Here is a 20141-nt window from a genome sequence, read left to right as displayed (position 1 = left end):
GCCGCCACCCGACAAAACTGACGAAACAAAAAAACCGGGACATCCCCGGTTTTTTTACGCCTGAAAAACGCTTACTGCTGTGCCGCCGGGCCGCAACCGCCGATGATCTTCGAAATGGAGATCGCCGGGTGAAGCAGGTAATCGTAGCTGCAATTATTTTTAGTATTTTGAACGTGACCGGTGCAGGCCGTCAGAGTTGATAACAGGCCGACCAGAACGGCAGCTTTTGCCAGTTTGAACATACGCATTCCTTGTCAATAAATCGAAAATTGGATGTAACACGAGGGAATAAATGGAAAAGTTCCATTATGCGGGCGGTATGTTATCGACTGAGGTAAGAAGGGAGTAGTCCGCTTAAAGACTACTCCCGGGAGAGATTATGCGTTAGTGGCTGGAGAACCAGTTCAGTTTTTCGCGCAGGGCTACCACGCGACCCACCACGATCAGCGCCGGGCTTTCAACCTGCTGCGCCAGCTCACCCAGCTGCGTCAGCACGCCATCGACCACGCGCTGCGTAATGGCGGTGCCGTTTTCCACCAGTGCGACCGGCATATCTGCTTCCATGCCGTGCTCCAGCAGTTTCGCCTGGATCGTGGCTGCCTGATTTAGCCCCATATAGAACACCAGCGTCTGCTTTTCAGCGGCCAGATTATGCCAGTCCAGTTCGCTGCCGGTTTTCAGGTGGCCCGTCACCAGGCGCACGCTCTGGGCATAGTCGCGATGGGTTAACGGAATGCCGGAATATGCAGAACAGCCGGACGCCGCCGTAATGCCCGGCACCACGGAGAACGGAATACCCGCGTTGTACAGGGTTTCCAGCTCTTCGCCGCCACGACCAAAGATAAACGGATCGCCACCCTTCAGGCGCACCACGCGCTTTCCTTTTTGCGCTTCCCGCAGCAGGGTCTGGTTGATCTCCTCCTGCGGTACGCAGTGATAACCTGCCCGTTTGCCGACGAACACGCGGTCAGCATCCCGGCGCACCAGATTCATGATGTCATCAGAGACCAGACGGTCATACACCACGATGTCCGCCTGCTGGATCTGCTGGAGACCCTTCAGCGTCAGCAGGCCCGCATCGCCGGGACCTGCGCCCACCAGCACCACTTCACCGCGATGGTCCAGCGGCTCGCTCAGGAGCTGTTCGGTCGTCTCTTCAACGGCTTTGGTGTCCTGATTGGCAAGGGACTGCGCCAGCCTGTCGTTGACAAAGAACTTCTCCCAGAAGCGACGGCGTTCGCCCACGGTTGCGAAGGTTTGCTTCACGCGGGAGCGCAGCTCCCCGGCGTATTGGGCAATCTGACCAAGATGCTGCGGCAGCACGGCTTCCAGTTTTTCCCGCAGCAGACGGGCAAGAACGGGCGAGCGCCCGCCGGACGACACCGCAATCATCAGCGGTGAACGGTCAATAATCGACGGCATGATAAAGCTCGCCTCTTTCGGCGCATCCACAACGTTACAGAAGATGCGGCGCGCTTCGCAGGCGTCGCTGACGCGCTGGTTAACGTCATCGTTATCCGTTGCGGCGATGGTCAGCCAGCAGGTATCCAGCAGGGATTCATCAAATTCGCCCTGCACCTGGGTGAGCATCCCTTCCTGCGCCCAGACGTCAAACTGTGGGGCAAAGGTGAGGGCGTTGACGGTCAGCCGGGCACCCGCCTCTAACAGCAGGCGTGCCTTGCGTTCAGCCACATCGCCGCCGCCCACGAGCAGGCAGTCGCGGTTGCGTAATTGACAAAAAATCGGCAGGTGATCCACGACGTTACCTCACAGCATTCATGGCGGGGGAAGAATTGACGTCAGGATAACAGCAGGAATCGTACAGAACATACGGTTTTTCCTGCCGTTACCCATAAGGGGTCATAAGCCTTTCCTATTGAAAAGGCGAGAGGTTACGCTTTCAGCTGCACCTCGCCGTCCTTCACGCGGACGTCGTAGTGTTTGACCGAGAAGCTTTCATCTTCCATGCAGAGTCCGTCGGTTAAGCGGAAGCGCTGCTTTTTCAGCGGGCTGGCAACCCACAGCTCGCCCTGGTGCTCCGCAATCAGACCGCGGGAGAGCACGCTGGCCTCGAAGAACGGGTCGATATTGCTGATGGCAAAAACCTGTTCATCGTGGCGAGGGCGGAAAATCGCCACCTGCTCGTTACCCAGCAGGGCACAGACGCCGGTTGCTGGCAGGATGTCGTTAATGTTGCAGATGTTTACCCACTGGCTCATGCGTTTTCCTCCACCAGCATCACCGGAATACGTTCATACGGGGTCGCTGGACGATGCTGTTCGCGCTCCGGCACCACCTGCACGTTCGGGTCGCGCTGGGTGCTGTTGATAAAGTGTTTGAAGCGCGTCTGCGCTGCTGGCGTGTTCACGGTTTCGGTCCACTCGCAGATCACCGCCTCGCGCAGGCGAGTCATCTCGGATTCCAGCTGTTCATTCAGACCCAGCTTGTCGTCGATAATGACCGACTTCAGGTAGTCGATGCCGCCTTCGAGATTATCCAGCCAGGACGCGGTACGGGTCAGCTTATCGGCGGTACGAATGTAGAACATCATGAAGCGGTCGAGGTATTTGAGCAGCGTATCGCGATCGAGATCGGCGGCCAGCAGATCCGCGTGGCGAGGTTTCATCCCGCCGTTACCGCACACGTACAGGTTCCAGCCTTTCTCGGTGGCGATGATACCCACGTCTTTCCCCTGGGCTTCCGCACATTCACGGGTACATCCTGACACGCCGAACTTCATTTTGTGCGGCGTACGGATGCCTTTGTAGCGGTTTTCCAGCTCTACGCCGAAGCCCACGCTGTCGCCCACGCCGTAGCGGCACCAGGTGCTGCCGACGCAGGTTTTCGCCATGCGCAGCGCCTTGGCGTACGCGTGACCGGTTTCAAAGCCCGCTTCAATCAGCTGACGCCAGATTTCCGGCAGGTCATCTTTCTGCGCTCCGAACAGGCCGATACGCTGGGAGCCGGTGATTTTGGTGTACAGGTTAAACTCACGGGCGATACGGCCCACGGCGACCAGCCCTTCCGGGGTAATCTCCCCTCCGGCAGAACGCGGGATCACCGAGTAAGTCCCGTCTTTCTGAATATTGGCCAGGAAGTTATCGTTGGTGTCCTGAAGCGGAGTGTGTTCTGGTTTGAGCACATATTCGTTCCAGCAGGACGCCAGCAGAGAACCGACGGTAGGCTTACATACTTCACAGCCATAGCCCTGGCCGTGTTTCTCCAGCAGTTCGTCGAAGGACTTAATGCCTTCCACGCGGATCAGGTGATACAGCTCCTGGCGAGAGTAAGCGAAGTGCTCGCACAGGTTGTTGTTCACTTCAATGCCCTGTTTTGCCAGCTCGGCGTTCAGCACCTGAGTGACCAGAGGAATACAGCCGCCGCAGCCGGTCCCGGCTTTGGTTTCCGCCTTCAGCGCCGCAACGGTGTGGCAGCCTTTGTTAATGGCGGAGATCAGCATGCCTTTGGTCACGTCGAAGCAGGAGCAAATCTGCGCGCTGTCCGGCAGTTTATCCACGCCGATGGACGGCTTACCGCTGGAGGCGTGCGCCGGGAGGATCAGCGCGTCTGGGTTCTCCGGCAGCTCAATGGCGTTCAGCACCAGCTGGAGCAGGTTACCGAAGTCGCTGGTATCACCCACCAGCACCGCCCCGAGCAGGGTTTTGTTGTCCTGGCTGACGATGAGACGTTTGTAGACTTCTTTGCTTTCGTCCAGATAAACATAGCTGCGGGAGTTCGGGGTGCGGCCATGCGCATCACCAATACCGCCCACGTCCACGCCCAGCAGCTTCAGCTTGGCGCTCATGTCTGCGCCGGTGAAGGCGTTTTCGCTGCCGAGGATATGGTCAACGGCGACCTGCGCCATTTTGTACCCTGGTGCAACCAGACCGTATACGCGGTTATTCCAGCTGGCGCATTCGCCGATGGCGTAGATATCCGGATCGGAGGTCTGGCAGGTATCGTTGATCATGATCCCGCCGCGCTGCGCAACGGCCAGACCGCACTGGGTGGCCAGCTTGTCGCGCGGGCGAATACCGGTGGAGAAGACGATGAAATCCACTTCCAGCTCGCTGCCGTCTGCAAAGCGCATGGTTTTACGCGCTTCGGTGCCTTCCTGCACGATCTCTTTGGTGTTCTTGCTGGTGTGAACCTTCACGCCCATGCTTTCGATTTTACGGCGTAGCTGGTCGCCACCCATATGGTCCAGTTGTTCCGCCATCAGCATCGGGGCAAATTCGATGACGTGGGTTTCAACGCCGAGGTTTTTCAGTGCGCCTGCCGCTTCCAGACCCAGCAGACCACCGCCGACAACCGCGCCGCGTTTGCTTCGACGTGCGCAGGATTCAATGGCGTTGAGATCTTCAATGGTACGGTAAACGAAGCAATCCTGGGTTTCCGACCCTTTAATAGGCGGGATCCACGGATACGAGCCCGTCGCCATGATCAGCTTATCGTAAAAAACCGTACGTCCGGCGCTGGAGTGGATCACTTTCTCCTGACGGTTGATGGTGATAGCGCGTTCGCCCACCAGCACTTTTACGCCATGCTTCTCGTAGAACCCTTCACGCACCAGAGAGAGCTCTTCGGCGGTATGGTGAGAGAAGTAGGAAGACAAGTGCACACGGTCGTACGCCTTGCGGGGTTCTTCACAGAACACGGTAATATCGAACTGCTCAGCATCGGCTTTATCGAGAAGATCCTCAATAAAGCGGTGGCCGACCATGCCGTTACCGATGATAGCGAGTCTGACTTTGCTCATTTTTGCCTCGATTTCTTTTCTATTACTGCCTACCTTAACGATTCAGCAGGGGCACTTATTGATGCAAATCAAATACGCCTTCACCTACCCCTTAGTGGGTATATCTATGATTTGTCAGGATTTTTATAAGTGACGGATATTGTTTGATTTTTGTGCTTGCTTATTTTTTGCACAAATGTAGTGGTGTTTTTTACCCATTGGCGGGCAGGGCGGGTGAGCAGGGGAAAACCCCTTTGCAGTACGCAAAGGGGTTACGGCGATTAGTGGGTAGCTGTTGCCGGGTTGTGTTGACGGTGACGGGTCACAAAGCCCAGCACGAAGCACATGATGAACACCACGGCGTACAGACCGTTAGCGGTATGCAGCGCCGCCAGCGGGCCGCTGTGCGCAACAATCGGGCCCGTGACCACGAAGGTCAGCATGGTGCCGATGGTGCCGCAGGTCAGCACGAAGTTCACCAGCTTTGGCGAGGCCACTTTGGTCTGAAGAGAGCCAAGGGTGATGATCGAGGTATAAATCGCGCTGGAGAAGAAGCCCAGGGTCAGGATGAACCACGGCATATGCTCCGGGGAACCGTTGATGAACAGATACATCAGCACGGTTGCCAGACCCGCCAGAACGGTCAGGATCCGTTGCAGGTCGAAGAAGCGCAGGATAAAGCTAAACGCCCACATGCCGAACATGTAAGACATCCAGAAATCGCTCACCAGTTTACCCGCGTCGTTCAGGCTCATGCCCAGACCTTTCGCGTATTCAGGAACCCAGGAGATAAAGCCCAGCTGGCCGAGGATGTAACACAGCGCGGCGATGGAGAGGAACAGTACGCCGATACCCCATTTTTCTTTCGCAACCGGCTCGGACGCAGTCTGCGCTTTTTTGCCCAGCACCGGGAACTCGCAGCCGAAGGTGAGAACAAAGATCGCGACATAAACCAGACCAATGCAGGCATACACCCAGTACCACTCAATGCTGCGCGCCAGAAGATACGCGGCGACCATCGGGAAAATCATCCCGGCCATGCTGAAGAAGGAGTCGGTGAACAGCAGACGCGCGCCGCGCTGGCGGCCTTCATACATGTGCGTAATCAGGAACGTACCGATCGACATGGTGATCCCGCTCACCAGGCCCAGCACGAACATGGCGGCAGAGAAGAGGGCGATGCTGTGGCTCAGCATCAGGCCCGCCACGGCGGCAACCATCAGCGCGAAGCCGAAACGCAGCTGCGTTTTCAGCGGCACGATTTCCATCAGCCAGGCATTAAGGAAAATAGAGATCAGGATCCCCGCGTTCAGGAAGGTGAAGGTGTTACTCATACTGGAAACGGGCAGCTGGAAGTAGTCTGCGATATTTCCCATCACCATCCCGGTGACGATCACCAACGCGCCGGTCAGGGCGTAAGAGAAGAAGCTGATCCATGTGAGCTTGATGCGATTGCTGTTAGTCATGTCTGGCCTGTTAAAAGTAAAGAAAAACGCAATGACTGCGTTTGAGCGGGCAGATTTTAGTCGCGAAAGTGATCTAATTAAATCTTTTCAGAAAATTTTGAGCACAATTGCAGGTTTTAACGTGATGCAGATCACATTACGTTGTGGGGTGAACAATCGTTTGCGCGGTAATAATTGTTTCAATTTGGTAAAATTAGGTAAAAGACTGGTCTGGGTTCATACTGCTCTTTAGAATCAAGCCATTCGCTTTTTATACTGCGCTTTGTTAAGGAATTCTCATGCTCAAATCAACACTGGCGGCTGTCGCAGCTGTGTTTGCTCTTTCTGCCGTTTCCCCTGCTGCGCTGGCAGCCAAAGGAGACCCCCACGTCCTGCTGACTACCTCTGCGGGGAATATTGAGCTGGAGCTGGATAGCCAGAAAGCCCCTGTTTCGGTGAAAAACTTCCTCGACTACGTGAACAGTGGTTTTTATAACAACACCACGTTCCACCGCGTGATCCCGGGCTTTATGATTCAGGGTGGCGGTTTTAACGAGCAGATGCAGCAGAAACAGCCCAACCCGCCCATCAAAAATGAAGCAGACAACGGCCTGCTGAACAAGCGCGGCACCATCTCCATGGCGCGTACGGCGGACAAAGACAGCGCCACCAGCCAGTTCTTCCTCAACGTGGCTGATAACGCCTTCCTGGACCACGGTCAGCGCGACTTTGGCTACGCGGTGTTTGGCAAAGTGGTGAAAGGCATGGACGTTGCGGATAAGATCTCTCAGGTTCAGACTCACGATGTCGGTCCATACCAGAATGTGCCGTCTAAGCCAGTCGTCATTCTCTCCGCGAAAGTGCTACCGTAATCGTTCCCCCACACGGGCACATCTTGCCCGTGTCTTTCCACCCTCCCTGCGAAAGCGCGTTTTGCTGCTTATACTTGTGGCAAACGGACTATTCAGGGAGGCGTAGTGAAAAAACTCACCGACAAGCAAAAATCCCGTCTCTGGGAGCAACAACGTAAGGTCAATTTTCAGGCCAGCTGCCTCCTTGAAAAAGGTAAGGGTCCCGCTGAACCTGATATCGAGACGCTGGAACTGGGGCCTTCCGCACCGGGTTTACCCCATCTGTGTCTTATTCACCGCCATTTATTCCGCAACGAAATGAAAGGCGCGGGCGAGCTGCGCACCGCCGATATTTCTAAGGGCGACATTCCTTTTTGCCATTTCGAGTACATCGAGAAAGTGGGTAATGAGCTGATGGCTTCGCTGGAAAGTGATAAATATCTGGTGGGCCTTCAGAAAGAAGAGTTTACAGACAGAATCAGTCATTACTACTGTGAAATCAACATGCTACATCCGTTTATGAGCGGTAATGGCGTGGCCCAGCGGATCTTCTTTGAACAACTGGCTATTCATGCGGGCTATGTGCTGAACTGGCAGGGGATCGACCCGAACGACTGGGCAGCCGCCAATCAGAGCGGGGCAATGGGGGATTTGACAGCCCTGAACGCCATCTTTGCCAAAGTTGTGAGTGAAGCGCGGGAATCTGCGTAAAATAGGGCGGCCATTTTTTCAGGAGCCGCCATGATTCTGCTGATTGATAACTACGATTCCTTTACCTGGAACCTTTACCAGTATTTTTGTGAGCTGGGGGCAGAGGTGGTTGTCCGCCGTAACGATGAGATCGCGCTGGCTGACATTGACGCGCTGGCACCCCAGAAAATCGTGATTTCGCCGGGGCCGTGTACCCCTTCGGAGTCCGGTATCTCGCTGGAGGCGATCCGCCATTATGCGGGCAAACTGCCGATTCTGGGCGTCTGCCTGGGTCATCAGGCCATTGCGCAGGTCTTTGGCGCCACCATTGTCCGTGCCGCGAAAGTCATGCACGGCAAAACCTCTCCGGTCACGCACACCGGTACCGGCGTATTCCTGGGGCTAAACAATCCGTTAACCGTGACGCGCTACCATTCTCTGATCATTGATCCGCCGACCCTGCCGGCCTGCTTTGAGGTCACCGCCTGGAGCGAGACGCAGGAGATCATGGGCATTCGTCACCGTGAGTACGATCTGGAAGGCGTGCAGTTCCACCCGGAAAGCATTCTCAGCGAACAGGGGCACGCGCTGCTGGCCAATTTCCTTAATCGCTGAATATCTGTTGCCTTGTTGTGATTTTTTATGCATATTTTGTGATTATATTTTCACAATCAATGTGACATAAAAATGGATGGTCATGACATGGCAACTGAACAACCAGCAATTACCCGCGCGACATTCGATGAAGTGATCCTGCCGATTTATGCACCGGCTGAGTTTATCCCGGTGAAAGGGAGAGGCAGCCGCGTCTGGGATCAGCAGGGCAACGAGTATGTTGATTTCGCAGGCGGTATTGCGGTGACGGCGCTGGGCCATTGCCATCCTGCGCTGGTGGACGCGCTGAAAACGCAGGGCGAAACGCTGTGGCACACGAGCAACGTGTTCACCAACGAACCGGCGCTGCGTCTGGGGCGTAAGATCATCGATGCCACCTTCGCCGAACGCGTGCTGTTTATGAACTCCGGCACCGAAGCCAACGAAACCGCCTTTAAGCTGGCGCGCTACTACGCAACCACGCGTCATAGCCCGTACAAAACCAAAATCATCGCCTTCCATAACGCCTTCCACGGACGCTCCTTCTTTACCGTTTCCGTTGGCGGCCAGCCGAAGTATTCCGACGGCTTTGGTCCGAAACCTGCGGATATCATCCACGTGCCGTTTAACGATCTCCACGCCGTTAAAGCGGTGATGGACGATCACACCTGTGCCGTGGTGGTCGAGCCCATTCAGGGGGAAGGCGGCGTCACGGCGGCCACCCCTGAATTTCTGCAAGGGCTGCGCGAGCTGTGCGACGAGCACCAGGCGCTGCTGGTGTTTGATGAAGTGCAGTGTGGGATGGGGCGTACCGGAGACCTGTTTGCTTATATGCACTACGGCGTAACGCCGGATATTCTGACCAGCGCGAAAGCGCTCGGCGGCGGTTTCCCGGTCAGTGCGGTGCTCACCACCCAGGATATCGCTTCCGCATTTCATGTGGGCTCACACGGCTCCACCTACGGCGGTAATCCGCTGGCGTGCGCCGTGGCGGGTGCGGCGTTCGACATCATTAATACGCCGGACGTCCTGAATGGCGTGAATGCGAAACGCGACCTGTTTGTGAAACATCTCCAGCAGATTGACCAACAGTTTGATGTCTTCAGCGACATCCGCGGGATGGGGCTGCTGATCGGCGCCGAACTGAAGCCGCAGTACAAAGGCCGCGCGCGCGATTTCCTGCACGCCGCCGCGCACGAAGGCGTCATGGTGCTCAACGCCGGGCCGGACGTGATGCGCTTTGCGCCATCGCTGGTGGTGGAAGACAAAGACATCGAAGACGGATTAACCCGTTTTGCCGCGGCGGTCGCGAAGAGCGTCAGCGGCTAATACGCGGTTCGTTTTAACCGGCGCGTTAACCAAATCCCGTGATGCGGGCGCTGACGCCATGCTACCGACGAAATGGTGTGCATGGTGTTCAGGTGCCCGAGAACGCGCTGTAAATGCTGCTCAAGGGTGCTCATCGGCCCGTGGGTCAGCGTCTCCGGCGCTTCCAGAATGTTCGAATCCCCTGACTCGCCCGGCGCGTCATACTCCAGACGCTGCTGACAGCGCTGCAACGCAATTTCACACGACTGCAAATAGCGCTGCGCCAGATCCGTCGTCAGCATCGTGTGCTCCCGCGCCAGCGTCGTCATGGCATTGATGTGCTCGACGATAAACTGGCTGTGCGTGACCCACAGCTTCATGTCAGCCAGATAGTGCGCGTTAAAGCCCGGCTCCTGCATGGCCTGGTTAAGGGAGTTGAACAGGGCGTTATGCGCCTGGTTGACCTTCATGCGCTCGTAGGCCAGCGGAGAGGGCTGCGGGTCATCGCTCAGAATAAGACGAATGGCCTGCTGGTCAGCTTCGAGCGCGTCGTGGGCGTTCTGCCTGAGCAGCCCGCTTTGCCACTGCGGCCACAGCCAGACCATGCCGCCAAAGGCGATCAGGCAGCCAATTAGCGTATCGACCAGCCGGGCAATAATAAACTGTTCCCCGTTAAGCGTGAGCAGTTGCAGGGTATACACCGCCGTCACCGTAAAGCCCACCATCGCCCAGCCGTAGTTTTTGCGGATGATCAGGTAGCTCACCAGCGTGATTGCCAGCATACCGGCCAGGGTATAGCCTTCCGGCACGTGGAAGTGCAGCGTCACGCCCGCGATAATCAGCCCCGCCATCGTACCGCCCGCCCGATGCAGAATGCGCACCCGCGTGGCGCCATAGCCGTTCTGGGTGACAAACAGCACGGTCATTAAGATCCAGTAGGGTTTCGGCAGGTGCAGGGCCATTCCCATCAGGCTGGCGATGCTCAGCATCACACTGATCCGCGCGGCATTGCGCAGGGCGGAAGATTTCAGTGATAGATAGCTTTTGAGCGCGGGCAGCAGCGGCAGCCGTTTTTGCTTATCGGCCATCAGGTCCCGGGCATAAAGCGGGCGCTGGGTGCGTAACACCCGGGCGATGCGGCTGAAATGCCAGGCAGCAAATTGCCCGACCGGGTTATCCGCGTGCTGACGCGCAATCTTTTCCAGCGCGCCGAGCTGTTTGTCCATGTTAAAGCGCGTCGGATAGCGGTGATAGAGGATATCGTCAGCCAGCACCCGCAGGCGGGCTGCGACGGTCTGCGCGTTCCAGCGGATCACCGCTTCCGCATGGCTGCGCTCCACCAGCTTTTGCACCTCTTCCGGATTATGAAGGCTGACGGAGATATGCTCCTGCAAATCCAGCCCGACCTGGAAGGTTCGCAGCAGCCGCTTGTATTCATGATTTTTGTTGGCGGCAAGCATGTGCAACTGCTGATAGCACTGGCTGATCAGATCCACCACTTTTTGCTGGCGCGCCAGCAGCGGCGGCAGGGATTTTTCCGGGTCGGTATGTTGAGTGAGCAGGGTGTATTTTGCTTCACAGTATTCAGCAAGCTGCACGTAGAGCAGGCTCAGGGATTCGCGCAGCGGCTGTTCCCGCCACAGCCAGAACCAGAACCAGTTAAACAGCCCGTACCACAGCGTGCCGAGGGCGTAGATCAGCAATGGCTCCCACACCGGCATATTGCCCGCAAGGCTTAAGGTGAAGATGGCGGCAATCAGCGACGCGGGAAGCAGGCGGGCGTGCAGCGAGCTGATTTCGGCGGTGACGCCGAGCGTCATCGCCAGCACGGTCAGGATCAACGGCAGAGGAATGTCGCGGGCCAGTAAGAGTTGTACGGCAAGGCTACAGCCGGCAAACAGGCAGCCGCCAATAATCAGACGTTTAAAAAAGCGTTTATGCGGCGTATCCAGACCGGCAATGTTGCAGCAGGCGGGCACGAGGGAAAACAGCAGGCCTTGCTGAAGATGTCCGAGGATCAGGCCCACGGCCACGGGAAGACACAGCACCAGCGTTTGTCGTAGTGCGTAGTTAACTTCCGGGTGATAGATCAGCCTGCGCCACATGAGGAGTAGAGACAAAAACGGCGTGCCACCCTGCGGCGGCACGCCGTTTGACCGAAATTAACGGGTTCCGTAGACCACGATAGTTTTACCGTGGGCAGAGATCAGGTTCTGGTCTTCCAGCATCTTCAGGATACGGCCCACTGTTTCACGGGAGCAGCCGACGATCTGACCGATTTCCTGACGGGTAATTTTAATTTGCATACCGTCAGGGTGGGTCATGGCGTCTGGCTGTTTCGCCAGGTTCAACAGCGTCTGCGCGATACGACCGGTCACGTCCAGGAAGGCGAGGTTACCCACCTTCTCAGAGGTCACTTGCAGACGGCGTGCCATCTGGGAAGAAAGACGCATCAGGATGTCAGGGTTGACCTGAATCAGCTGACGGAATTTCTTGTAAGAAATTTCAGCCACTTCACATGCTGTTTTTGCACGAACCCAGGCGCTACGTTCCTGGCCTTCTTCAAACAGGCCCAGTTCACCGATAAAATCGCCCTGGTTCAGATAAGAAAGGATCATCTCTTTCCCTTCTTCATCTTTGATCAGCACGGCCACCGAGCCTTTAACGATGTAATACAACGTTTCCGCTTTTTCACCCTGGTGAATCAGCGTGCTCTTTGATGGGTACTTATGAATGTGGCAATGAGACAAGAACCATTCGAGAGTCGGGTCTGTTTGCGGTTTGCCAAGCACCATGCGCTGTTATCCTCTGTTATAAGCTGTCACCAGAGTCATAAGATGCATCCGGACTCTGGGGTTGCAATCGAATTCTTACCCATACCTGGGAAGTCGGCTGTCGTAACGTTTCGCAGCCAGTAAAGTTTGATGTCCTCTGCATACATGTGTAACGTCAATGTATTACTGTAGCATCCAGAGTGTTTTAGCATAGCTTTCGCCGCGTGTCTCCTGGTGTCTCGCTTCAGCATGACGCAGGTCGCCTTCCGTTGCGAGAAATGTAACGTACACGTAATCTGTCATAAAAAATGCAACGTTGGAGTGAGTGAATATGCAAGCGCGTGTGAAATGGGTTGAAGGGTTAACGTTCCTGGGCGAGTCTGCTTCTGGGCACCAGGTTTTGATGGATGGCAACTCCGGCGATAAAGCGCCAAGCCCAATGGAAATGGTGCTGATGGCGGCGGGGGGATGCAGCGCGATCGACGTGGTGTCGATCCTGCAAAAAGGCCGTCATGACGTGACCGATTGTGAAGTGAAGCTGACGTCAGAACGTCGCGAAGAGGCGCCACGCCTGTTCACGCATATTAATCTGCACTTTATCGTCACCGGCAAAGAACTGAAGGATGCGGCGGTCTCGCGTGCGGTTGACCTGTCTGCGGAGAAATACTGCTCTGTGGCGCTAATGCTGGAGAAAGCGGTAAAAATCACCCATTCGTATGAAGTGATCGCGGCTTAATTTTTTGGCGGGTGGCGCTGCGCTGACCCGCCCTACAAAAGCACGCCCGTAGGCCGGATAAGCGAAGCGCCATCCGGCAACAGGCGTCACGCGATCTGCTTTCCTTCCATCAGCCGCTGCACCAGCGGTGTCATGATCAGCTCCATTGCCAGCCCCATTTTTCCGCCCGGCACCACTAACGTATTCATGTGCGAAATAAACGAACCCTGTAGCATCGCCAGCAGCCAGGGGTAATCAATGCCTTCCAGGTTGCGGAAGTGGATCACCACAAAGCTCTCGTCCAGCGACGGGATGCTTTTTGCAGCGAACGGGTTGGAGGTGTCCACGGTGGGGACGCGCTGGAAGTTAATGTGGGTTCGGGAGAACTGCGGCGTCAGGAAGTTGATGTAATCTTCCATGGAGCGCACCACCGAGTCCATGACCGCCTCTCGCGAATGGCCGCGCTCGCTCATGTCACGCGTCAGCTTCTGGATCCACTCAAGGTTAACAATCGGCACCACCCCCACCAGCAAATCCACGTGGCGCGCCACGTCGTGCTGAGGCGTCACCACGCCGCCGTGCAATCCTTCGTAAAACAGCACGTCAGTCGGTTCCGGCAGCGGCTGCCAGGGCGTGAACGTGCCGGGGACCTGGTTCCAGGGCACGGCTTCATCGTAGGTGTGGAGATACTTGCGGGACTGCCCGGTACCGCTTTGCCCGTATTCACGGAAGGTTTGCTCCAGCAGGCCGAAGTCATTCGCCTCCGGGCCGAAGTAGCTGATGTGTTTACCCAGATCGCGCGCCTTGCGGATGGCCATATCCATCTCCGGGCGCGTGTAGCGGTGAAAGCTGTCGCCTTCTACCTCTGCCGCCCGTAAGTTAAGCTGGGCGAAGATCTTGCGGAAGGCGAGGCTGGTGGTAGTGGTTCCCGCCCCACTCGAACCCGTAACGGCAATAACCGGATGTCTGGCAGACATAGCAACTCCCTGACTGGAAAAGTGTAAAGATCAGCCGTGAAACGCGTTGCGGGGCATGATATTGACCGTCTCATGCAGTTCGGACCATACCAGCACCACGTCGCCGCTTTTAAGCTGGCGCTTAACATCGTTGACCTTTTGTTCAAGCGAACGTTCATGTTCACCATAATCGGTGCCTTCGCGCAAGACAAAGCTTTCAATCAGATTATCGAGCGTGTCGGGAGAGAGATCCTGCCAGGGAATAATCATTATTTACCGTCCAGATAAGCCGTTAACCAGTCGGGAATACGCGTCTCAAGCCACATTTTTGGCCGACGCAGCGTGCCGCCGACAAAGCCGACGTGTCCGCCGAATTGGGTGAGCTGATACTCCACGTTGGCCGGCAGATGATCGGGCGCCGGAATCGAGTGGTGATCCATAAACGGATCATCTTTGGCGTGGATAATCAGCGTAGGTTTCGTGATTTGGTTCAGTAAAGGCATGGCGCTGCACTGACGGTAATAGTCAATCGCATCGGCAAAGCCGTGAATTTTCGAGGTGATCAAATCATCAAACTCGCGCAGGCGCTTCACGCGTTTGAGCTGTTGCAGCGTCACAGGCAGCGTATCCGGATAGGCCTTCAGCTTGCGCGCGGCGTTGGCTTTCAGCAGGTTGAGCAGGTAGCGCTGGTACACTCGCGAAAACCCCTTTTCCATATGATAGCTGCACTGCTCCAGCATAAAGGGCGCAGAGACGATCACCGCCGCATCCAGCGGTACGGCGTCGCTCTCCTTCGCCAGCAGGCAGGCCAGCATATTGCCGCCCAGCGAATACCCCACCGCTGCCGTTGGCGCCTCGCCGAAATGGTCTCTTAGCCAGCGCAGGAACCAGGTGCCGTCCTCGGTTTCACCCGAGTGATAAATGCGTTTCTGACGGTTAGGCTCGCCGCTGCATCCGCGAAAATGCATCACCACCCCAAGCCAGCCGCGGGCTTTCGCCGCCTCAACGAGACCGTGTGCGTAAGGGCTGTGCAGGCTGCCTTCCAGACCGTGAAACACCACCAGACGGGGTTTATGTCTGGCCCGATCCGGATCTTCGCTCCAGGCGAGATCCAAAAAGTCTCCATCCGGCAAATCCAGGCGTTGCCAGTGCGGGGTGAACTGTACCTTGCGGCGGATCAGGCGCGGCAGCATGGTTTGCAGGTGAGGGTTAGCCACACCGCGCATGGGCACGAACTCTGCGCTCTCTTCGGCTGCAATGTCGAAGTCTGAGGGAATGATTTGGGTCATAAGGGCGATGCTGATTCTTGTCAGAAATTAACTATACCTTCCGAATTGTACCCCGTTTAGCCCGTTTTTCCGAAACATGAACTGATCCCGATCACAAATATTTACCTTGATTATTACTCTCAGGCTAATGATTTGGCTCTACGCTTAATTGATGCCTTTCTCACCAGCGCGCACACTTTACTCAACGTTAAGCAAATCAGAATGATGTGCTGAATCAGGAGGTTAATAATGTTATCTGGGCAAACACCCACCCGGCAATGGAACACCCGACGCAGCGAGAAAGCGCGTCGTCTGGCGTCCGTACCGGTGCAGGGCAAGGTACTGCCAACCGGCGATCTTGTCGCCATGCTGGAAAAACTGATCGCACCAGGCGACAAAGTCGTTCTGGAAGGCAACAACCAGAAGCAGGCGGATTTCCTTTCCCGTTCACTGGCCGAAGTGAACCCGCAAATCGTACACGATCTGCATATGATCATGCCGAGCGTGGGCCGCAGCGAGCATCTGGACATCTTTGAGAAAGGCATCGCTCGCAAGCTGGACTTCTCCTTCTCCGGTACGCAAAGCCTGCGTATCTCCCAACTGCTGGAGGATGGTCAGCTCGAAATCGGGGCGATTCACACCTACATCGAACTCTACTCACGTTTATACGTCGACCTTTCGCCAAACGTGGCGCTGATTGCCGGTTTTAAAGCGGACCGCAAAGGCAACCTCTATACCGGGGCGAGTACCGAAGATACCCCGGCGCTGGTGGAAGCCGCCGCGTTCCATGACGGCATCGTCATCGCGCAGGTGAATGAGCTGGTGGACGACGAGTGCGACCTGCCGCGTGTGGATATTCCGGGCTCGTGGATTGATTTTGTGGTGGTTGCCGACAAGCCGTTCTTTATCGAACCGCTCTTCACCCGCGACCCGCGCCTGATCAAACAGGAACACATCCTGATGGCGATGATGGCGATTAAAGGCATCTACGCTGAACACCAGGTGCAGTCCCTGAACCACGGGATTGGCTTTAACACCGCAGCGATCGAGCTGCTGCTGCCAACCTACGGCGAACAGCTCGGACTCAAAGGCAAAATCTGTAAACACTGGACCCTGAACCCGCATCCAACGCTGATCCCAGCCATCGAAAGCGGCTGGGTGGAGAGCGTCCACTGCTTCGGCGGCGAGCTGGGGATGGAAGAGTATATCCGCGCCCGCCCGGACGTGTTCTTTACCGGTGCCGATGGCTCCATGCGCTCTAACCGCGCCTTCTGTCAGCTGGCTGGGCAGTACGCGGTCGATATGTTTATCGGCTCTACGCTACAGGTCGACGGTTACGCTAACTCCTCAACCGTGACCCGCGGTCGTCTTTCCGGCTTCGGCGGCGCGCCAAACATGGGCCACGATCCGCACGGTCGTCGCCACGCCACACCGGCCTGGCTGAACATGATCACCGAGCCTGACCCGATGCAGCGCGGTAAAAAGCTGGTTGTGCAGATGGTGGAAACCTTCCAGGCGGGCGTGAAGCCAACCTTCGTGGAAAAACTCGACGCCGTTGACGTCGCGAAAGCCTCCGGTATGCCGCTGGCGCCGGTCATGATTTACGGCGATGACGTCACCCACGTGCTGACGGAAGAGGGGATTGCTTACCTCTACCGGGCGAAAGATCTGGAAGAGCGTCGCGCCATGGTCGCCGCCGTGGCGGGGATCACCGATATCGGTCTGGGCGTTGACGCCAAACGCGTGGCGGAACTGCGCCAGAGCGGCAAGGTTGTGTATCCGGAAGATATGGGCATTCGTCGTACCGACGCCACCCGCTCTCTGCTGGCTGCGGGCAGCGTGGCTGACCTCGTTGAGTGGTCCGGTGGCCTGTATAACCCACCTGCGAAATTCCGGAGCTGGTAATGAAACTTCTGCCCCAGATCCAGGTTGAAGGCGGTGCCGAATGGCTGGCGCGAACCGCCACGCAGTGTCTGATTGACGAAGCACGTTTAAGCCCGAAACCCGGTCTGGTGGACAGCCGGGGGAACGGCGCGCACCACGATCTATCGCTTGCGCTGATGGAGCGCTCCGCTCACAGCCTGACCCCCACGTTTCAGGCGCTGGCGCAGCAGAGCTGGCAGCGTCCGGCGGATATTGCCCTCCGGCAAACCGTTGGCCGCCTGGGTCGCGAAGGCGAACGGCAGATGATGGCCGCTACCGACGGCGTGAACACGCACCGTGGCGCGATCTGGGCGCTGGGATTGCTGGTGAGCGCGGTGGCGATGCTGGGCGGCGATGCCCGGGCGCAAACCGTCGCGAACACCGCCGCTCAGCTGGCGAAGCTGCCGGATGACGCGGCGCCGAAAGTGTTCAGCAAGGGGTTACGCGTCACGCACCGCTACCGTGTACCGGGCGCGCGTGAAGAGGCTCAGCAGGCGTTTCCGCACGTTATGCAGCGCGCGCTGCCGCAGCTTCGCCTCAGCCGTCTCAACGGCAGCAGCGAAACGCAGGCCAGACTCGACGCGCTGATGGCGATCATGACCTCGCTCACCGACACCTGCGTGCTGTCGCGCGCCGGCATGGAGGGGCTGGACGCCATGCAGAACGGCGCCCGTGCGGTGCTGAACGCCGGAGGATGCGCAACCCTCGCCGGGCAGCAGGCGCTGGCGCGGTTAGACCGTCAGATGCTGGCGCTTAACGCCTCGCCGGGCGGAGCCGCAGACCTGCTTGCCGCCACGCTGTTTCTTGACCGCGTCGAAACGCCCTATTCAAAGCATTAAGAGGATGTTATGGAAAAAATCACATTGACCGTGCCCGCCAGCCGCGAAGTAAGCGGCAGGGCGCTGGCAGGGGTAGTCGGTTCCGGGGATATGGAGGCGCTTTTCACCGCCGAACCGGGCCAGACCTTAACCATTGATATCACCACCTCCGTCGACAACAGCCGCGGGCGCTGGGAGGCATTGTTCAACCGCCTGCAAACCGTCAGCAGCCTGCCCGCAGGTAAGCTGACCATCCACGACTTCGGCGCGACGCCGGGCGTGGCACGCATTCGTATCGAACAGGTTTTTGAAGGGGTGAACCATGCGTGATGACAGCAGCTTTATCGAATTAAAAGCGCGCCAGCGTGCGCAGGCGCTGCTCGACGACGGCAGCTACCGCGAACTGCTGGATCCGTTTGAAGGCATTATCTCTCCGTGGCTTGGGCCACAGGGGATTGTTCCTCAGGCCGATGACGGCATGGTGGTCGCGAAAGGGACCATCAACGGCCAGCCTGCGGTGGTGGTGGCGATTGAAGGCACCTTCCAGGGCGGCAGCATGGGCGAAGTGTCCGGCGCCAAAATGGCGGCGGCGCTGGAGCTGGCGGCGGAAGATAACCGCAACGGCATTCCGACTCAGGCGGTGCTGTGCCTCGAAACCGGCGGCGTACGTTTGCAGGAAGCCAACCTCGGCCTGGCGGCGATTGCCGATATCCACGCCGCGATCGTTGACCTGCGTCGCTATACCCCGGTCGTCGGGATTGTCGCCGGGACCGTGGGCTGCTTCGGCGGGATGTCTATCGCCGCGGCGCTGTGCAGCTACCTGATTGTGACCCGCGAAGCGCGGCTCGGCCTCAACGGTCCGCAGGTTATCGAGCAGGAAGCGGGCATTGAAGAGTATGACTCCCGCGATCGTCCGTTTATCTGGAGCATGACCGGCGGCGAAGTGCGCTATGAAAGCGGGCTGGTGGATGCGCTGGTGGGCGACGGCGTGAACGCGGTGAAAGCCGCGATGAACGAAGCCATCGCCAAAGGCGTACCGGCGAAACATCGCACCGATAACTACGACGATTACCTGAACCGTCTGACGAATTTCGACACCCGCAAACAGGCCGATGCCGAACAGATTAAAGCGCTTTTTGCCCGGGAGGTGAAATGATGACTAACGCAATTAGCCGTGGCGAACTCTGGCTGGAAACTCTGGCCCCGAACGCGAAACGTCTGGAGGGGTTATGCCCGTCCGTGCAGGCCGCAGACGGCGAGCTAAACGGTGAAACGGTGCGTTTTGTCGCCGTGGTGCCGGACGCCAACAACCACTTCCCGTGCGCGGCGCAGGGTGAAGTCGGCCTGCTGGAAGGATGGACGCTGGCAAAAGTGGTCAGCGAAACCGTTGCCGCTGACGCAGACAAAGCCGTGAAGCGCCCGATTGTGGCGGTAATCGACGTCCCAAGCCAGGCCTATGGCCGTCGCGAAGAGGCGTTTGGCATCCACCAGGCGCTGGCCGGCGCCGCTGCCGCCTACGCTAATGCGCGGCTGGCGGGTCATCCGGTGATTGGTCTTATCGTCGGTAAGGCCATGTCCGGCGCGTTTCTGGCGCACGGCTACCAGGCTAACCGTCTGATTGCCTTCAACGGTAAAGGCGTGCTGATCCACGCCATGGGCAAAGAGTCTGCGGCGCGCATTACGCTGCGTACCGTTGAGGCACTGGAAAAACTGGCTGCAACCATCCCGCCAATGGCGTACGACATCAGTAACTACGCCACGCTGGGGCTGCTTTCCGACCTGCTGGATATCAGCAATCCGGATGCCCCTTCCGAAAGCGATCTGACGCGGGTGAAAACCACCCTGCAACAGGCCATCAGCGACGCTCGTCAGGACACCACGTTGAAAAACCGTCTGGGTGCTGACAACCGCCGCAGCTCGGCGCTCGTACGTGAACGTATGCGAGCCAGCTGGTAAGTAAAAAGAGACCTGCCAGATGCATCACCCCGTGGGCGCGTCCGTTGCGTCCACGCGGGAACCTGCATCCTGAAAATAATAAACATCGCGCCAGTGCTTAAACTT

The 20141-nt window shown here is 57.4% G+C and carries 20 protein-coding genes; 10 read left to right on the top strand and 10 right to left on the bottom strand.

The annotated features are described in order from the left end of the window. Positions 1 to 71 precede the first annotated feature (71 nt). From ACWKXX_RS15610 to tsgA, 5 genes are all read right to left on the bottom strand, one after another. Positions 72 to 242, bottom strand: a complete 171-nt coding sequence (locus ACWKXX_RS15610) for a YhfL family protein (RefSeq protein WP_008503029.1) — start codon at positions 240 to 242, stop codon at positions 72 to 74. A 142-nt stretch (positions 243 to 384) separates the two neighbouring features. Further along, complete coding sequence (gene cysG / locus ACWKXX_RS15605; RefSeq protein ID WP_261665952.1) at positions 385 to 1758, bottom strand: siroheme synthase CysG; 1374 nt, start codon at positions 1756 to 1758, stop codon at positions 385 to 387. A gap of 134 nt (positions 1759 to 1892) precedes the next feature. Then, positions 1893 to 2219, bottom strand: coding sequence for a nitrite reductase small subunit NirD (gene nirD, locus ACWKXX_RS15600; RefSeq protein WP_008503027.1), 327 nt, complete (start codon positions 2217 to 2219; stop codon positions 1893 to 1895). Further along, complete coding sequence (gene nirB / locus ACWKXX_RS15595) at positions 2216 to 4759, bottom strand: nitrite reductase large subunit NirB (protein WP_284329666.1); 2544 nt, start codon at positions 4757 to 4759, stop codon at positions 2216 to 2218. Before nirB ends, nirD begins: the two co-directional genes overlap by 4 nt. A 260-nt stretch (positions 4760 to 5019) precedes the next feature. After that, positions 5020 to 6204, bottom strand: a complete 1185-nt coding sequence (gene tsgA, locus ACWKXX_RS15590; protein WP_017384161.1) for an MFS transporter TsgA — start codon at positions 6202 to 6204, stop codon at positions 5020 to 5022. Positions 6205 to 6482: 278 nt separating this feature from the next. On the opposite strand from tsgA, the gene ppiA reads away from it, so the two are divergent. The 4 genes from ppiA (at position 6483) to argD (ending at position 9647) form a co-directional block, all read left to right on the top strand. Beyond that, positions 6483 to 7055 carry a peptidylprolyl isomerase A gene (ppiA, locus tag ACWKXX_RS15585; RefSeq protein ID WP_000920483.1) on the top strand — a complete coding sequence of 191 codons (573 nt, stop codon included), beginning with the start codon at positions 6483 to 6485 and terminating at the stop codon, positions 7053 to 7055. A 105-nt stretch (positions 7056 to 7160) separates the two neighbouring features. Further along, positions 7161 to 7745, top strand: coding sequence for a putative adenosine monophosphate-protein transferase Fic (locus ACWKXX_RS15580; protein WP_026080671.1), 585 nt, complete (start codon positions 7161 to 7163; stop codon positions 7743 to 7745). A 30-nt stretch (positions 7746 to 7775) separates the two neighbouring features. Continuing rightward, complete coding sequence (pabA, locus tag ACWKXX_RS15575) at positions 7776 to 8339, top strand: aminodeoxychorismate synthase component 2 (protein WP_017384162.1); 564 nt, start codon at positions 7776 to 7778, stop codon at positions 8337 to 8339. 87 nt (positions 8340 to 8426) lie between these two features. Next, positions 8427 to 9647, top strand: a complete 1221-nt coding sequence (argD, locus tag ACWKXX_RS15570; protein ID WP_017384163.1) for a bifunctional acetylornithine/succinyldiaminopimelate transaminase — start codon at positions 8427 to 8429, stop codon at positions 9645 to 9647. Here the strand turns inward: argD and ACWKXX_RS15565 are convergent. Together ACWKXX_RS15565 and crp are read right to left on the bottom strand one after the other, a co-directional pair. Further along, positions 9644 to 11731, bottom strand: coding sequence for a YccS/YhfK family putative transporter (locus ACWKXX_RS15565; protein ID WP_032104001.1), 2088 nt, complete (start codon positions 11729 to 11731; stop codon positions 9644 to 9646). The two genes, argD and ACWKXX_RS15565, sit on opposite strands and share 4 nt — an antisense overlap. A 57-nt stretch (positions 11732 to 11788) precedes the next feature. Then, positions 11789 to 12421 carry a cAMP-activated global transcriptional regulator CRP gene (crp, locus tag ACWKXX_RS15560; RefSeq protein WP_000242758.1) on the bottom strand — a complete coding sequence of 211 codons (633 nt, stop codon included), beginning with the start codon at positions 12419 to 12421 and terminating at the stop codon, positions 11789 to 11791. 310 nt (positions 12422 to 12731) lie between these two features. On the opposite strand from crp, the gene ACWKXX_RS15555 reads away from it, so the two are divergent. Then, complete coding sequence (locus ACWKXX_RS15555; RefSeq protein ID WP_015571423.1) at positions 12732 to 13136, top strand: OsmC family protein; 405 nt, start codon at positions 12732 to 12734, stop codon at positions 13134 to 13136. Between the two features lie 86 nt (positions 13137 to 13222). Here the strand turns inward: ACWKXX_RS15555 and ACWKXX_RS15550 are convergent, their stop codons facing one another. Genes ACWKXX_RS15550 through ACWKXX_RS15540 form a run of 3 tightly spaced genes read right to left on the bottom strand, consistent with a single transcriptional unit; the run spans position 13223 to position 15360 of the window. Continuing rightward, positions 13223 to 14092, bottom strand: a complete 870-nt coding sequence (locus tag ACWKXX_RS15550; protein WP_003861663.1) for a phosphoribulokinase — start codon at positions 14090 to 14092, stop codon at positions 13223 to 13225. Positions 14093 to 14122: 30 nt separating this feature from the next. Further along, positions 14123 to 14341: a YheU family protein gene (locus ACWKXX_RS15545; protein ID WP_014171926.1), complete on the bottom strand. Its 219-nt coding sequence runs from the start codon at positions 14339 to 14341 to the stop codon at positions 14123 to 14125. Continuing rightward, a complete protein-coding gene (locus tag ACWKXX_RS15540) occupies positions 14341 to 15360 on the bottom strand; it encodes a hydrolase (RefSeq protein ID WP_261665953.1) in 1020 nt (339 codons plus the stop codon). The genes ACWKXX_RS15545 and ACWKXX_RS15540 overlap by 1 nt, the downstream gene beginning before the upstream one ends. Positions 15361 to 15588: 228 nt before the next feature. Here ACWKXX_RS15540 and mdcA point away from each other — a divergent pair, with 228 nt between their 5' ends. Genes mdcA through mdcE form a run of 5 tightly spaced genes read left to right on the top strand, consistent with a single transcriptional unit; the run spans position 15589 to position 20036 of the window. Beyond that, complete coding sequence (mdcA, locus tag ACWKXX_RS15535) at positions 15589 to 17244, top strand: malonate decarboxylase subunit alpha (RefSeq protein ID WP_003861669.1); 1656 nt, start codon at positions 15589 to 15591, stop codon at positions 17242 to 17244. After that, positions 17244 to 18101 carry a triphosphoribosyl-dephospho-CoA synthase gene (locus ACWKXX_RS15530; protein ID WP_261665954.1) on the top strand — a complete coding sequence of 286 codons (858 nt, stop codon included), beginning with the start codon at positions 17244 to 17246 and terminating at the stop codon, positions 18099 to 18101. The genes mdcA and ACWKXX_RS15530 overlap by 1 nt, the downstream gene beginning before the upstream one ends. A 9-nt stretch (positions 18102 to 18110) precedes the next feature. After that, on the top strand, positions 18111 to 18410 hold the full coding sequence (gene mdcC, locus ACWKXX_RS15525; protein ID WP_015571419.1) for a malonate decarboxylase acyl carrier protein: 300 nt from the start codon (positions 18111 to 18113) through the stop codon (positions 18408 to 18410). Continuing rightward, the gene (locus tag ACWKXX_RS15520; RefSeq protein WP_003861672.1) at positions 18403 to 19236 is read left to right on the top strand and encodes a biotin-independent malonate decarboxylase subunit beta; all 834 of its coding nucleotides are present in this window, start codon (positions 18403 to 18405) and stop codon (positions 19234 to 19236) included. Before mdcC ends, ACWKXX_RS15520 begins: the two co-directional genes overlap by 8 nt. Continuing rightward, positions 19236 to 20036, top strand: a complete 801-nt coding sequence (gene mdcE / locus ACWKXX_RS15515; RefSeq protein ID WP_261666494.1) for a biotin-independent malonate decarboxylase subunit gamma — start codon at positions 19236 to 19238, stop codon at positions 20034 to 20036. Before ACWKXX_RS15520 ends, mdcE begins: the two co-directional genes overlap by 1 nt. The last annotated feature ends 105 nt before the right edge of the window (positions 20037 to 20141 follow it).

The sequence above is a fragment of the Enterobacter sp. UPMP2061 genome (genome assembly GCF_053709615.1).
Note: the sequence above shows the minus strand (reverse complement) of the source record. Positions and strands in the feature narration are given on the sequence as shown.

Excerpts from the sequence above, each read along its gene's own strand:
- pabA (WP_017384162.1), top strand. The coding sequence starts at position 7,776 with ATGATTCTGCTGATTGATAACTACGATTCCTTTACCTGGAACCTTTAC.
- ACWKXX_RS15565 (WP_032104001.1), bottom strand. The coding sequence starts at position 11,731 with ATGTGGCGCAGGCTGATCTATCACCCGGAAGTTAACTACGCACTACGA.
- mdcC (WP_015571419.1), top strand. The coding sequence starts at position 18,111 with ATGGAAAAAATCACATTGACCGTGCCCGCCAGCCGCGAAGTAAGCGGC.
- ppiA (WP_000920483.1), top strand. The coding sequence starts at position 6,483 with ATGCTCAAATCAACACTGGCGGCTGTCGCAGCTGTGTTTGCTCTTTCT.
- ACWKXX_RS15610 (WP_008503029.1), bottom strand. The coding sequence starts at position 242 with ATGTTCAAACTGGCAAAAGCTGCCGTTCTGGTCGGCCTGTTATCAACT.
- ACWKXX_RS15555 (WP_015571423.1), top strand. The coding sequence starts at position 12,732 with ATGCAAGCGCGTGTGAAATGGGTTGAAGGGTTAACGTTCCTGGGCGAG.
- ACWKXX_RS15520 (WP_003861672.1), top strand. The coding sequence starts at position 18,403 with ATGCGTGATGACAGCAGCTTTATCGAATTAAAAGCGCGCCAGCGTGCG.
- tsgA (WP_017384161.1), bottom strand. The coding sequence starts at position 6,204 with ATGACTAACAGCAATCGCATCAAGCTCACATGGATCAGCTTCTTCTCT.
- nirD (WP_008503027.1), bottom strand. The coding sequence starts at position 2,219 with ATGAGCCAGTGGGTAAACATCTGCAACATTAACGACATCCTGCCAGCA.
- argD (WP_017384163.1), top strand. The coding sequence starts at position 8,427 with ATGGCAACTGAACAACCAGCAATTACCCGCGCGACATTCGATGAAGTG.
- mdcE (WP_261666494.1), top strand. The coding sequence starts at position 19,236 with ATGACTAACGCAATTAGCCGTGGCGAACTCTGGCTGGAAACTCTGGCC.
- nirB (WP_284329666.1), bottom strand. The coding sequence starts at position 4,759 with ATGAGCAAAGTCAGACTCGCTATCATCGGTAACGGCATGGTCGGCCAC.
- ACWKXX_RS15540 (WP_261665953.1), bottom strand. The coding sequence starts at position 15,360 with ATGACCCAAATCATTCCCTCAGACTTCGACATTGCAGCCGAAGAGAGC.
- mdcA (WP_003861669.1), top strand. The coding sequence starts at position 15,589 with ATGTTATCTGGGCAAACACCCACCCGGCAATGGAACACCCGACGCAGC.
- crp (WP_000242758.1), bottom strand. The coding sequence starts at position 12,421 with ATGGTGCTTGGCAAACCGCAAACAGACCCGACTCTCGAATGGTTCTTG.
- ACWKXX_RS15545 (WP_014171926.1), bottom strand. The coding sequence starts at position 14,341 with ATGATTATTCCCTGGCAGGATCTCTCTCCCGACACGCTCGATAATCTG.
- ACWKXX_RS15530 (WP_261665954.1), top strand. The coding sequence starts at position 17,244 with ATGAAACTTCTGCCCCAGATCCAGGTTGAAGGCGGTGCCGAATGGCTG.
- ACWKXX_RS15550 (WP_003861663.1), bottom strand. The coding sequence starts at position 14,092 with ATGTCTGCCAGACATCCGGTTATTGCCGTTACGGGTTCGAGTGGGGCG.